At 62.2% G+C, this 13145-nt stretch carries 12 protein-coding genes and 4 tRNA genes; 10 read left to right on the forward strand and 6 right to left on the reverse strand.

The genetic code is table 11. From position 1 onward, the window contains the following. Window positions 1-5: 5 nt before the first annotated feature. Entirely contained in the window at window positions 6-1133 is a 1128-nt protein-coding gene (locus tag G5193_RS17850) for a CobW family GTP-binding protein (RefSeq protein ID WP_421206692.1), read from the forward strand. Here G5193_RS17850 and G5193_RS17855 read toward each other — a convergent pair. Beyond that, a complete protein-coding gene (locus G5193_RS17855) occupies window positions 1118-4225 on the reverse strand; it encodes an efflux RND transporter permease subunit (RefSeq protein ID WP_421206694.1) in 3108 nt (1035 codons plus the stop codon). The genes G5193_RS17850 and G5193_RS17855 overlap by 16 nt on opposite strands. Continuing rightward, window positions 4222-5322 (reverse strand): efflux RND transporter periplasmic adaptor subunit, encoded by a 1101-nt coding sequence (locus G5193_RS17860; RefSeq protein WP_421206696.1) that lies wholly within the window; start codon window positions 5320-5322, stop codon window positions 4222-4224. The genes G5193_RS17855 and G5193_RS17860 overlap by 4 nt, the downstream gene beginning before the upstream one ends. 90 nt (window positions 5323-5412) lie before the next feature. Here G5193_RS17860 and G5193_RS17865 point away from each other — a divergent pair, with 90 nt between their 5' ends. Then, entirely contained in the window at window positions 5413-6021 is a 609-nt protein-coding gene (locus tag G5193_RS17865) for a TetR/AcrR family transcriptional regulator (protein ID WP_158113360.1), read from the forward strand. 11 nt (window positions 6022-6032) lie between these two features. Beyond that, window positions 6033-7436, forward strand: coding sequence for a multidrug transporter subunit MdtD (gene mdtD / locus G5193_RS17870; RefSeq protein WP_201995343.1), 1404 nt, complete (start codon window positions 6033-6035; stop codon window positions 7434-7436). Here mdtD and G5193_RS17875 read toward each other — a convergent pair. From G5193_RS17875 to folB, 3 genes are all read right to left on the reverse strand, one after another. Beyond that, the gene (locus G5193_RS17875) at window positions 7408-7896 is read right to left on the reverse strand and encodes a YbaK/EbsC family protein (RefSeq protein ID WP_158113362.1); all 489 of its coding nucleotides are present in this window, start codon (window positions 7894-7896) and stop codon (window positions 7408-7410) included. The genes mdtD and G5193_RS17875 overlap by 29 nt on opposite strands. Before the next feature lie 126 nt (window positions 7897-8022). Continuing rightward, the gene (folK, locus tag G5193_RS17880) at window positions 8023-8532 is read right to left on the reverse strand and encodes a 2-amino-4-hydroxy-6-hydroxymethyldihydropteridine diphosphokinase (RefSeq protein WP_107684303.1); all 510 of its coding nucleotides are present in this window, start codon (window positions 8530-8532) and stop codon (window positions 8023-8025) included. Then, window positions 8532-8903 carry a dihydroneopterin aldolase gene (gene folB / locus G5193_RS17885; RefSeq protein ID WP_042053564.1) on the reverse strand — a complete coding sequence of 124 codons (372 nt, stop codon included), beginning with the start codon at window positions 8901-8903 and terminating at the stop codon, window positions 8532-8534. Before folB ends, folK begins: the two co-directional genes overlap by 1 nt. Window positions 8904-9060: 157 nt before the next feature. On the opposite strand from folB, the gene plsY reads away from it, so the two are divergent. The 6 genes from plsY to G5193_RS17915 all read left to right on the forward strand — a co-directional run bounded on the left by plsY (window position 9061) and on the right by G5193_RS17915 (window position 11416). Next, window positions 9061-9723, forward strand: a complete 663-nt coding sequence (gene plsY, locus G5193_RS17890; protein ID WP_031227839.1) for a glycerol-3-phosphate 1-O-acyltransferase PlsY — start codon at window positions 9061-9063, stop codon at window positions 9721-9723. Between the two features lie 47 nt (window positions 9724-9770). After that, a tRNA-Phe gene (locus tag G5193_RS17895) sits at window positions 9771-9846 on the forward strand. A 52-nt stretch (window positions 9847-9898) separates the two neighbouring features. After that, window positions 9899-9974: transfer RNA gene (locus tag G5193_RS17900), tRNA-Thr, on the forward strand. A gap of 3 nt (window positions 9975-9977) precedes the next feature. Then, window positions 9978-10053, forward strand: a tRNA-Phe gene (locus tag G5193_RS17905). A gap of 8 nt (window positions 10054-10061) precedes the next feature. Further along, window positions 10062-10137: transfer RNA gene (locus tag G5193_RS17910), tRNA-Asn, on the forward strand. Window positions 10138-10243: 106 nt separating this feature from the next. Next, window positions 10244-11416 (forward strand): nucleoside recognition domain-containing protein, encoded by a 1173-nt coding sequence (locus G5193_RS17915; protein WP_421206698.1) that lies wholly within the window; start codon window positions 10244-10246, stop codon window positions 11414-11416. A gap of 76 nt (window positions 11417-11492) precedes the next feature. Here G5193_RS17915 and G5193_RS17920 read toward each other — a convergent pair whose 3' ends face one another. Next, window positions 11493-12185, reverse strand: coding sequence for a B3/4 domain-containing protein (locus tag G5193_RS17920; RefSeq protein WP_158113363.1), 693 nt, complete (start codon window positions 12183-12185; stop codon window positions 11493-11495). 442 nt (window positions 12186-12627) lie between these two features. On the opposite strand from G5193_RS17920, the gene G5193_RS17925 reads away from it, so the two are divergent. Beyond that, complete coding sequence (locus G5193_RS17925; RefSeq protein ID WP_421206700.1) at window positions 12628-13083, forward strand: hypothetical protein; 456 nt, start codon at window positions 12628-12630, stop codon at window positions 13081-13083. The last annotated feature ends 62 nt before the right edge of the window (window positions 13084-13145 follow it).

Here is a 13145-nt window from a genome sequence, read left to right on the forward strand (position 1 = left end):
CTGACATGACCGATATGCAAGATACCCGTATCCCAGTGACCCTGCTGACCGGCTTTCTCGGCAGCGGCAAGACCACCTTGCTCAACCACTGGGTCAAGCAGCCGGAGCTCGGTGAGTGCGCCGTGCTGATCAACGAGTTCGGCTCGGTGGGGCTGGATCACCATCTGGTGCAACAGGTGGATGAGCAGGTGATGCTGCTCGACTCCGGCTGCATCTGCTGCTCGGTGCAGGGCTCGTTGGTGGAGGCGTTGCAGGGGCTGTTTATGAAGGCCATCCAGCGCAAGATCAAGCCGTTCAAGCGGCTGATTATCGAGACCACCGGTCTGGCAGATCCGGCCCCCGTGCTCTTTACCCTGCGCGAAGAGGGCTTTATCGCCCAGCGCTACCGCTTCGATGGCACTGTCACCGTGGTGGATGCCGGTAATATCGAGCAGCAGTTGGCGGCCCAGTATGAGGCGGTGAAACAGGTGGCGCTGGCGGATCTGCTGGTGGTGAGCAAAGGCGATCTGGTGGATGACGAGCAGCTGGCACGGGTCGAAGCCCAGCTGGCGGCCCTCAATCCGGCGGCCCCCATCCAGCAGGTGACCAATGGCGAACTGTCGCCAGCAGTGCTGGAGAAGCTCGGCGCCTACAACGAAGCGGCCGGGCGCGATGTGCGCCAGCTGCTGGCTTGGCTGCGCACCGAATCTCCCAAGCAGGGGCTGGCGTCCCCCATGCAGCCGAAGATGCAACCGTTCGCCGCCAAGGTGGGCACAGCTACGCCCACCCACTTCGAGCACGGCAACATCGAGAGTTTCTCTTTGCGTATCGGTGAGCCGCTCAAGCCCTCCCGCCTGCTGGCTGCCATCGATGCGGTGCAGGCCCAATACGGCGATGCCCTGCTGCGCCTCAAGGGGATCTTGCAGCTGGAGGGGGAGAGCCAGCCGGTGGTGATCCACGGCGTCCACGGCCAGCTCTATCCGCTGCAGGCGCTGGGCGACTGGCCGGAGGGCAAGGCCCAGTCCCGACTGGTGTTTATCGTGAAAAGTCAGGACAAGGCCGGTATCGAGCAGCTCTTTATGGCGACCCTCAAGGCCCCCGAGCCCACTCTGGAAGAGCGGCTCAAAGCCATGCTGGGTCAGCCCGACAACTGATCTTGCGCGTTGCCGCTCTCCTGCACCGGGTCAGGACGGCGGCGGTTGAACAACACAAAGGCCACCGGCACAAAGTAGAACGAGAGCAGGGTCGCCAGTGCTGTGCCACCGGCGATGGCGATGGCAAAGGGGGGCCAGAAGCCGCCGCCCCCCAGCAATAGCGGGATGAAGCCGCCCACCGTGGTGATGGTGGTCGAGACGATGTGGCGGCTGCAACCGGCCACCAAATCGCGGATCTGCGGCAAATTGCCCTGCTGTGCCAGCGGGTCTGCCTTCAGCTCAGCCAGAATGACGATGGCGGCGTTGATGGCCAGCCCCATCAGCCCCAGCAGGGCGATGATCACCGTAAACCCGAAGGGGTACCCTAGCAGCCAGACCCACAGCAGCCCGAGCCCCGCCGACTGGATCGCCACCAAGGTGACGATGCCTGCCAGCCGGAACGAGTTGAAGCTGAGCACCAGCACGGCCACCAGCAGCACGGCGACCAGGCTGACATGGGCCATCAGATTACCCACCGATTCATCCCGCTTGGCGGCTTCCCCGCCAAACTCCAGTCGATAGCCCGGCGGCAACGCCAGCGCCTTGGCGGCCAGCCTCTCTTTGACCTGCTCCAACACGGTTTGCGGCAGTACGCCGACCGCCAGATAGGCCTCCAGCACATTGACCCGCTCCCCATCCCGACGGCTGATCTCCCCCCAGCTTGGCAGCAGCTCGGGAGTGGCCAGTGCCCGCAAGGTGAGATTGGCAGCCCCTTGCTGGCCGGTGCCGGTGAGCGATAGCGGCACATTGAGCAGCGCATCCGGATCCTGACGCAAGGGCTCGGCCAGTCGCACCCGAACCGGGATTGACTCGGTGCCTTCCAGCACAGTGCCGCCCAACCTGCCATCCAGTGCGCCCGCCAGCCGGGAGGCAACATCGGTCAGGCTCATGCCTGCCAGTCGGGCGGCCTCCTCATCGACCTGCAACCAGAGTTTGGGGGCCCCTGCCTGCAAGGTGGCGCGGGTCTGCACCACGGCCGGGGTATTGGCGAGCAGACTGCGCAGCTCCTCTCCCAGACGGTGCAGCTGTTCGAGGTCGGGGCCAAACAGCCGCAGTTCGACCGGGGCATTGAAAGGCGGCCCCTGTTCCAGCTTGCGCACTAGGATCTGCGCTTCGGGAAATTTTGCATCGAGCCGCTGCTGCAGTTGTGGAATGAGCCGCTCGGCAGCATCGGCATCCTGCAGGGTGATCATCCCCTGGGCGTAATCGGCCCGCCCCTGTTTTCTGGGCACCAGGTTGTAGTAGAAGCTGGGGGCGTTGTCGCCCACCACCCAGTCCTGACGAACCAGCTCGGGGAGGCTGGCCAGCTCGACGGAGATCCCCAGTGCCAGCTCGCGGGTGCGCGCCAGGCTCGCCTGTGGGGATAGGCTGGCCTCGATGTGGATCATGTCCCGGTCGGCAGGGGGAAAGAACTGTTCGGTGAGGCGGCCCGCCACCCAGAAACCGAGCAGGGGCAGCAAACTGACCAGCAGCAGGGTACGCCAGGGTTGAGCCAGCACCATGGCGATGCTCTGCTGGAAACGGGCGCTCACCCGGGGCAGGTGCAAGCCATCCTGATACCAGCGTCCCCCCTGGTCACTGCCAATCCAGCGGGCTGCAAGGCCAGCCACCAGGGTGTGGGCGATGAGGTAGGATCCCAGCAGCGAACAGATCACCGCCCAGGCGATGCCGCCGACAAACTCGCCCGCCGGGCCCGGCATCAGAATGATCGGCATAAAGGCGAGCATGGTGGTGAGGGTGGAGCCCAGCAGTGGCAGCCAGAGGTGGCCGATGGCTTCCAGTGCGGCGGCACTCATGGCCATGCCGTGGCGGCGCTGATACTGCACCCGATCCGCCATGACGATGGCGTTGTCCACCATGATCCCGAGCGCCACCACCAGACCGGTGACCGACATCTGGTGAATGGGCAGATTGATCAGGTTCATGCAGGCGAATGAGAACGCCACGGTAAGCGGCAGCGACAGGGCCACGATAATGGCGGCCTTGACTCCCAAGGTCACCAGCAGCACTGCCACTATGATGAGGAAGCCCTGCACAATGTTGATGAGCAGGGTGTCGAGCCGCTGATCGGTATAACGCTGCTGATCGAAGCTGGTGACGAGGCCGATATTATCCGGCAAGTCCTGTTGCAGCTGGGCCAGCATGGTATCGACCCGTGCCGACCAGAGGTCGATACGGTGATCCGGTGCCATGCGCAGACCGACCACCACGGCCCGCTCACCATTGGCAAAGGCCAGCTGGCTCTCCGGCTGGTGCAGGGTACGTCTTACCTCGGCCAGATCGCCAAGGCGCAGGGTCTGGCCCTGCTCGCCGGTACGCAGCGGGATCTGGCGGATCCGCTCCAGGGTATCGAGGGCACCGCGGATCTCTACCTGAAAGCGATTGTGGCTGCCCTGCAACTCCCCGGCGGCCACTTTGGCATCGGCACCACTCAGCGCCTGGGCAAGCTGTTCGCCACTCATGCCGCTGGCGCTGAGGGCGAGGGGATCGAAGCGCACCTCGATCTCCTCCTGGGGGGCGCCAGTTCGTTCGACATATTCGGTGCCCGGCAGCTGGCGAGCCCGGCGTTCCAGCTCGGCGCTGTAGCGGGCGAGGCGATCCAGCTGCGGCTGGCCCGGCCCGCGCCAGACCACATTGATCAGCCGGGTGAAGGGGTAGCCCTTCTCGTCATCCAGCTTGGGGGCACCAGCGCCGGCTGGCAGTCCGGCGGCAAGATCTGCCAGCCGGTCACGGACTCTGGACCAGACCGGCTCGACATCGCTGACCTCATCCTTGAGCTCCAGATTGATGATGGAGAGACCGGGGCGAGAGCTCGACTCGATCAGCTTGATCTCGCTCTGGGCCCGCAGCCGGTTCTCGATGGGCTCGCTCACCAGCGCCTCCACCCGCTCGGCGCTGGCCCCGGGGAAATGGGTAACCACGCTGGCAAAACGGCTGGTGAGCTGGGGATCTTCGGTTCTGGGCAGGGTCTGCAATGCCGCAAGGGCGGCGGTCAGCAGCAGTGCGACCGTCAACAGCAGCAGGCGACCATTCTCGATAAAGGGGCGGATCATGACTGTGGCTCCGGATGCACCGCCTGATGCTCCACGCTGGTTGTTACTGTGACCTGTTGGCCCGGCACCAGCTTATGCAGGCCATCGGTCACCAGCTGTTCTTGTCCATTCAGGGCCCCACTGATCCAGGCTCGCTCGCCATCTTGCTGCAGCAGGGTGACATCACGACTGACCACCCGGGGTGGCGTTTCGTCGTTGAGCAGATAGAGGGTCCAGCTGCCGCGCAATCCCTGGGTCAGTGCGGTGAGCGGCACCTCATAAGCGCGGGTGGGCTCGCGGGTCTGATGCAACAGGGTGATCAGTTGCCCCTCTGCCAGTTGTTCGCCGCCCCGGGTCAGCTGGAAGCGGGCGGTGCGGGTGTGGGTCTGCCCGTCCACTTGTACCCCCAGATTAAGCAGGCGCCCCTCCAGTGATTGCGCACCGCTTTGCAGGGGGTAGTGTTGGCCGACGATCAGGGACTCGGCCTGTTTCACCGGCACGCCGATATCGGCCTCCCACTGGCCGCTGCGGGTCAGGGAGAAGAGAGGCTGGCCTGCGGCCACCACAGCCCCCAATGCCTGCTCGCGGCTGACTACGATTCCGTTGAAGGGCGCGCGCAGCTGTGATTTCTCCTGTTTGACCCGGTTGGCTTCGAGGGCGGCGGCCAGCTGGTTGGCGCTTGCCTCCAGCATGTGGACTTTGCCTTGCTGTTCATCCAGCGCCTGACGGGAGCTGAACTGCTGCTGGCGCAGAGCGGTGAGTCGTTCGAGCGTCTGTCGGGCAAGGGTCAGCTCGGCCTCGTTCTGGGCTGCCCGGGCGGCCAGCTCTTTGGCTTCCACTGCCAGCAGCCGGGTATCCAGTGTGGCGAGCAGTTCGCCAGCCGCGACCGGCTCTCCGCGTCCCTTGTGCAGGGTAGCGATCCGCCCTGCCAGCTCGAAGCCTATCTGGCTGTGCTCGGGGGCGATCACCCGGCCATTGAAGCGGTGCAGCACCGGGTAGTGATCGCTGGCTTGCAGCGGCTGGGCGATCACCCGGGTCAGGGCGGGTGTTTCTTCTGACTCTGTGACCGGGCTGCAGCCACTCAGTAACAGCGCCAGCAGGATTAAGCAAAGTGTCATGACATCATCCTCTGGTTGACATAACATCAAATCACACCGGTGAGTCTAGTTTTTCGAGACTAGACTGTCCAGTTTGATTGTGGAGGAAAAATGAACATTTCACCCCGTAGTCAGCAGAAGCGGGCTGCGATCCTCGATGCTGCCGGGCGGCTCTTCTGTCAGCACGGTCTGCATCTGGTCAGCATGGACATGGTGGCCAGTGAAGCGGGCGTCTCCAAGCAGACGGTCTACAGCCATTTTGCCAACAAGGAGTCGCTGTTTGCCGAAGCGGTGGGCAGCAAGTGCGTCAGCAGCGAGCTGATGCCGGAGGTGTTGCTGCGTGGCAACAATGTGCGGGAGAGTCTGATTGCCTTTGGTCGCAGCTTTCGCAAGTTGATCCTGAGCGATGATGCCATCAATATCTTTCGCACCTGCATCAGCTGCAACGATGCCCAGCTGGCCACCCTTTTTTTCGAGGCGGGCCCGCTCTATGTGACCGAGATGCTGTCCAACTGGCTGGAGCAGCAGAAGCAGCAAGGCCTGCTTTGCCATCAAGACAGTGAACAGGCCGCCATGCAGCTGTTGCTGATGTGGCAGGGCAAGGAGCGAATGCTCCGTGAGCTGGGTCTGCCGTTGACCCAGAGCGCTGCCGAGCAGGATGCCTGGACCCTGAGTTGTGTCGATCTCTTCCTGACCGCCGCCGCTCCCCCGCAAAAATAATGGAGGTGGCAATGAGCCACACAGTGACAGATGCCCAGCGCAAGTGGCTGCCCCTGCTGGCGGCGGTCGGTTTCTTTATGCAGGCGCTGGATGGCACCATTCTCAACACCGCCCTGCCCAGCATGGCCGAGACCTTGGGAGAGAGCCCGCTGCAGATGCAGTCGGTGATCATTGCCTACATGTTGACGGTGGCGTTGCTGATCCCGGCTTCCGGCTGGCTGGCTGACAGGTTCGGCACCCGCCGCATCTATCTGGCCGCCATCTCGCTCTTTACCCTCGGCTCGCTCGCCTGCGCCGCCTCCAATTCGCTCTCCATGCTGGTGGCCGCCCGTGTGCTTCAGGGGATTGGCGGTGCGCTGCTGATGCCGGTGGGACGGTTGGCGGTGCTGCGGGTCTATGACAAGCACGAGCTGCTGCGGGTGATGTCGTTTGTCACCATCCCGGGGCTGCTCGGCCCGTTGATGGGGCCGGCGCTCGGTGGCTGGCTGGTGGAAGTGGCGAGCTGGCACTGGGTGTTTCTCATCAACCTGCCGGTGGGGCTGCTCGGCTTTATCGCCAGCTGGCACTTTATGCCGGAGCTGCGGCAGCAGACCGCCCGGTTCGACTGGCAGGGCTTTGTGATGTTCAGCGTCGGCATGGTGCTGGTGTCGGTCGGCTTGCAGGGGCTGGGGGAGCACAGCATCTCCACCGGTTGGGCGCTGTTTGCACTGATCTTCGGCTTGGCGGCGATGGCGAGCTACTGGCTCTATGCCGCCAATGCACCGCAGCCGCTCTTTAGCCTGAACCTGTTCAAGACCGCCACCTTTGCCATCGGCATCTGGGGCAACCTGTTTGCCCGCCTCGGCAGCGGCGCCATGCCCTTCCTCACTCCGCTGTTTCTGCAACTGGGGCTCGGTTTCTCGCCGAGCAAGGCGGGGATGACCATGATCCCTACAGTTATTGGCGCCATGCTGACCAAGACGCTGGTGAACAAGCTTATTCCGAAGGTGGGCTATCGCCGCATTCTGATCGGCAACACCCTGTTGCTGGGGGCGATGATCGCCAGCTTCTACTTTATCGACAACCAGCTCCCTTACGGGGTCTTGCTGGGCTGGCTGGCGATCTTCGGCGCCATCAACTCGCTGCAGTTCTCCGCCATGAACACTCTCACGCTGCAAGATCTCAGCCCGACCCTGGCCAGCAGTGGCAACGGTCTGCTCTCGGTGGTGATGCAGCTCTCCATGAGTTTGGGTGTGGCGATTGCCGCCAGCCTGCTCGGGCTCTTCTCGGCGGGTACCTCAGCGGCCAACGGCCAGTGGCTGGCCGGGTTCCATCTTACCTACCTCTGTGTCGGCCTGCTCTCCATGCTGGCGGCGCTGATCTTCGCCCAGCTGGCGCGCGATGGGGCTACGCCATCGGCGCGGGCAGATAGCTGACTTGGCAGGGGAGCTGCGCCAGCACTTCGGCCAGATGCTCGGTCGCCAGCAGAAAGGTCTGCTCCGGGTGGCCCGGAGTCCAGGTGAAGGCGGTGTGGTTGAGCAGTTGCGGATCCACCAGTAGCGGAATATCGGCACGGGGCAGGAAGGGGCAAACCGCCCCCGGCAGGCAGCCGATCTCCGCCTGCATCTCTTCGGCGGTGCAGATGGAGGGCTTGGCACCGAGTGCGGCCTTGACCGCCTTGTTGTCGAGCCGTCCGTCCCTGTGGGTCAGCAGCAGGGCGAAGCGGCCATCCTTGAACTTGAGAAACAGGGTCTTGCTGAACTCCGCCTGCCAGCCGAGGCGGGCCTTGACCTTTTCATCGGTGGCGTAGTCGAGGATGGGTTCATGCTCATAGCGCTGGTGGGGCAGTTCTGCCAGCAGTTGGCAGTTGAAATGGTGAATGGTATCGAGTGGCATGGGGTTCTCCTGTAGTGGGCGCTATCCTGCCAGCCTCGCAGGGTCAGGCCCAATGACACTTTCTTATCCGTGATAAGCAACCCTGTCTGTGCAAACAACAAGGGCGCCGTGAGGCGCCCTTGCGGATCAGTGATGCTGCAATTCGCACGCTTCCCAGTGAAAGGGAATGGGGCACAGCTGCTGGGAGGCCTTGTCATAGGCTTGCCACAGCTCGCCCATGGTGCGGCCATCGACGGGGTGGCGCAGTTTGGGGGCCAGCTCGGCCAGTGGCCAGAGCACGAAGGCGTTGGTGAGCACTTCACCACGCGGCAGCACCAGCGGGGTGTCGCAGACCAGATCGCCATAGAGCAGCAGATCGAGATCCAGGGTGCGCGGGGCGAACTTCTTGGCATCCGGCTCGCGGCCGTGGGCGAACTCCATGGCCCGCAGTCGCTGGCAGACGGTGGTCAGCGGCAGATCGGTCTCGGCAGCCGCCACCAGGTTGTAGAAGGGGCGGCCGTTGAAGCCGACTGCCTCGCTCTCGAATACCCGGGAGACCCGCAGCTCGCCAAACTCGGCGTGCAGGGCATCGAGCCCGGCGCGAATATGGCGCTCTCGCTCGATGTTGGAGCCGAGGCTGATATAGATGGTGGTCATCAGTTGCTGCTCGCAGTTGGTGTGCGATGGCGCAGGATCTCGACGCCGACCCCGGCGGCATTGGGCACGGCGCCCGGCTTGGTGAGGGTCACCTTGACCCACTGTACCCGCTCGTCGGCGAGCACCAGCATGGCAACCTGCTCGGCCATGGTCTCGACCAGCTCAACGACTTTGCCGGTGACATGCTCGCAAATCTTGTTGGAGAGGTCGGCATAATCCAGTGCCAGATTGATGTCGTCGGTTGCTGCCGCGGGGCGGTTATCGAACCCCATCTCGAGGTCAAAACGGAGCTTTTGGCGAATGCCCTTCTCCCACTCATATACACCTATGGTGGTCAAAACTTCGAGTCCGCGAATAAACACCTTGTCCATGACTGTACTTCTTCTTTACTCTTGATGGGCTGTGATGACAGCGCAGGGATGCTGGCCGGGCAACAGGCTTGCCGAGGCGCTCTGGGTGGGCATGGGCCCATGCCAGCGTATGTGGCCCGCATCATACCCCATTCATATCGTGGTAAAAACGACCAAGATGACGGCCCTGACGATTTTGATGATTATTCTGGCCTACCTGGGTGGTTCACTATCCAGTGCTGTGCTGGTCTCCCGCTGCACCGGTCTGCCCGACCCGCGGGATCATGGCTCCCACAATCCGGGGGCAACCAATGTGCTGCGCCTCGGTGGCCGGATGGCGGCGTTGGTGGTGCTGCTGCTCGATGTGCTCAAGGGCACTGTGCCCGTCTATCTCGCCTGGTATCTGCAGATCAAACCCGTCTACCTCGGCTTTATCGGGGTCGCCGCCTGCCTCGGCCATATGTACCCCATCTTCTTTCATTTTCGTGGTGGCAAGGGGGTGGCCACGGCACTGGGGACCATGATGCCCATCGGCTTTACCATGGGGGGCGCCGTGATTGGCACCTGGCTGCTGGTGCTGCTGGTGAGCGGCTACTCCTCGCTGGCCTCCATCATTACCGTGCTGCTGACGCCGCTCTTTACCTACCTGCTCAAACCCGAATATACCCTCCCTGTCTCGCTGCTATCCTGCCTCATCCTGATCCGCCATCACGAGAACATCTCCCGCCTGCTCAAGGGGGAAGAACCCAGAGTCTGGGGGCGAAAACGCGCGGCCTGTGCCGAGGAAGTGGCAGAAATGGACGATGTTGCGCAAAAAAGAGACGAACGAGACAAAAAGTGAAATTTCCCGTTGACCATCCGCCTTAAAATCCGTTTAATAGCGCCCACGCCCAGATAGCTCAGTCGGTAGAGCAGGGGATTGAAAATCCCCGTGTCGGCGGTTCGATTCCGTCTCTGGGCACCAAAATTTGGTGCCATGAAATAAAAATTTGTTCATGCACAATGGTTTAAAGTGTGCCGGCTTAGCTCAGTAGGTAGAGCAACTGACTTGTAATCAGTAGGTCACCAGTTCGATTCCGGTAGCCGGCACCATTTGCCCAGATAGCTCAGTCGGTAGAGCAGGGGATTGAAAATCCCCGTGTCGGCGGTTCGATTCCGTCTCTGGGCACCACGAATAATTCCTCCTTAGCTCAGTCGGTAGAGCGACGGACTGTTAATCCGCAGGTCGCTGGTTCGAGCCCAGCAGGAGGAGCCAAACCGAAAAGCCCTTGTCGCAAGACAAGGGCTTTTTTTCATTGGTTCAACACCGCTCTTTTACCATAACAACAATCACACACGCACAGAATGACGGCAGGATAGATATGGAAAATCAAGTAGTTATAGACTCAAAGGGGCGACTGGCCACCATCCGCGAGTGGCTTGAGCCCGTGCTGGTGCTGCTGATCCTGGGCAGCCTGTTTGGCTACCTCGGCAGCCAGATGGGCCTCTCCGCCATGGTCAACACCCTGTTCAATACCGCCCACCAGCTGCTGCTCAATACCGTGCTCTTTATCATGGGGATCACCGTACTTTCCGGCGCCCTCAGCCAGCTGCTGAGCGAATTCGGGGTGATCCGACTGCTGGAGGTGCTGCTGGCACCCCTGATGAAACCGGTGTTTCGTCTGCCCGGTCGCACCGCATTGGCGGCGCTGATGACCTTCTTCTCCGACAACCCGGCGGTGATCAGCCTCGCCAAGGACAGCCGCTTTCGCAAAGGCTTCACTCCATGGCAACTGGTGTCGCTCACTAACTTCGGAACCGCCTTCGGCATGGGGCTGATCGTGGTGACCTTTATGGCCACCTTGCAGCTGCCGGGCGGTGAATCCACTGCAAGCGCGGCGCTCATCGGGCTGCTCGGCGCTCTGGTAGGCTCGGTGGTCTCTACCCGATTGATGCAACGGATGATCCGCCCGCTGGTGGGCGAGGTGCTGGACGATGAGCCGATTGTTGCCAAGGGGCACAAGGTCGGGGTGACCAAAGAGGCGGCTCCCGGCTGGCTGCGGATCCTCAACTCTCTGCTCGATGGCGGCAAATCCGGTGTGGAGCTGGGGATGGCGGTGATCCCGGGTGTGCTCATCATCAGTACCTTCGTCATGCTGCTCACCTTCGGCCCCGGCGACAAGGGCTATACCGGCGAAGCCTTCCAGGGGGTAGCCCTGCTGCCGGTGCTGGCTGCCAAGGCTGGCTGGCTGTTTGACCTGCTGTTTGGCTTCCAGCAGCCGGAGCTGGTCGCTTTCCCCGCCACCTCGCTCGGTGCGGTCGGTGCCGCCATGTCGCTGGTGCCCCCCTTTATCGCCAAAGGGTGGATCACCGGTAACGAGGTCGCGGTGTTTACCGCCATGGGGATGTGCTGGAGTGGCTTCCTGAGCACCCACACCGCCATGCTGGATGCTCTCGGTTATCGCCACCTCACCTCCCGCGCCATCGTCGCCCACACCATCGGCGGCCTGTGCGCCGGGGTAGCCGCTCACCAGCTTTATATGCTGCTGGGCTGAGCAGGGTGAAAAGAGAGAGGGGCGCTGTGGCGCCCCTCTCTGTATCTATCGGTGACGAGTTGGCTCGTCCTTCGGTTTACTCAACATAGCCGAGCAGGCTCTGTGCGATCACCGCTTCCGGCATCATCTCCCGCAGCCCGGCGATCAGTTTTTCTCCCGCCTCATGCAGCGCAGCCAGCGGCATCTCGGTCAGGCTCTCCAGAATGAACCACATCTGGCCCGAATCGACACTGAGTCGGGTACGCACACCCTGCCGCCAGTTCCAGCGCCGACAGGTGACCCCCTTGTCATCCCGCCAGACCACCTCGCCGGGTTCCGGAGATTCGTGTGCGGGTTCGCCCCCCTTCATGGTATCGAACTGCTCGCTGCCATCGGCTACCACCAGTCGCGGTAGTCCCTCATAGGTGAGCAGGTTTTCGCCCCCCACCGGAATGGCGTAGCGGATACTGATGGCGTTGTAGAGATCGACTACGGGATCGATGGCGGGCAGGTTGCCATCGCGGGCGACCCGCTTTCTCAGAGCCTCGGCGGAACAGGGAGTCCGCTGCGGCTTGGCGCCAAATTTTCTGAACAGCTCGCCCCAGGCGGCGAGATGCGCCTCTGCCCACGGCACATCGGCGGTCAGCATGGCGGTGCAGGCTTCATCAAGGGCGCGCGCCCCCACGTTCGGGTCGACCACGGCGGCGGCCTGCACCGTGATGCTCAAAGCGCGAAAGCCGGGAGCCAGCTGGTTGACTTCGGGGGAGATATAGGGGGTGATCAGGGACATAGCGACTCCATAAACGAAAGAGGCTGGGAGAAGGCGGCTGCCAGCCAGCATAGCGGCAACGGCAAATCCGGTTTGAGAGCCATCATGCGCGAACATGTTAGATAAGAAAATTTACATTATCTTAATGCCCATAAGTTTAATGAATGAAAAATGACGTGATCAAGGGGATGGCGGGCATGTAGCGGTATATAGCGAAGAGGAGCCCTGCCGTCTCCGGTTTGCTGCGGTAATGCCCCTTTGCCGCCTGGAACTGCAGCGGCAGCCGCTGGCCGCCCGGCTCTCTTGTGATGACCTCAGTTGCAATGCCCAAGCACGAGGCGGTCACTCAAATTGCTAGGTTGTTCAATGAGTTGGCTATGGTTGGCGTTTTTTCATCGTTCTGGCCCCGCTTATGCATTCCTCTTGGCAACACCATCAAGGGTCGTTGTCGCGGAGAGATATCATGATCAGCAACCAGCTTCCCCTTGCCTCTATCGCCCTCAAGCTGGGCAGTCAGCTGCTCGGCAGCAGTGCCAAACCTGAGTCTGTGCAGCAAACAGTGCAGGAAGATCGCCTCGCCCCTACCGTCCAGAGCTTGTTCCAGCGGCTGGGAATCAAGGATGTCAATAGCGAGCAGAACCGCGCTGCCATCAACCACTTTATGGGGGAGCTGATGCAGACTCTGGGGCAGGAGAATGGCGGCCAATCCCTCCCTGCCGCCATCGATAGCGCCCGTAGCCAGTTGGCTAATGGTACCCAGAGCACCCGCCTCGATGCGCTGCAAAGCGAGCTCGATACCCTCAAGGATTCCCTCGGTGCCAGCAATCTCAACCTCGACCAGCTGCTCGGCGCCTTTAAACAGACCCTGCCCAATGGCAAGGGGGAGGGGGTGGGCAAACTGCTCAATGCCAGCGCCTGAACGGCGGTGAGCAATAAAAAACGGCAACCCAGGGTTGCCATTTTTTCAGATGACATCAGATG

It is taken from the genome of Aeromonas sp. 601027, from assembly GCF_049174455.1.
Classification (GTDB): domain Bacteria; phylum Pseudomonadota; class Gammaproteobacteria; order Enterobacterales; family Aeromonadaceae; genus Aeromonas; species Aeromonas veronii_A.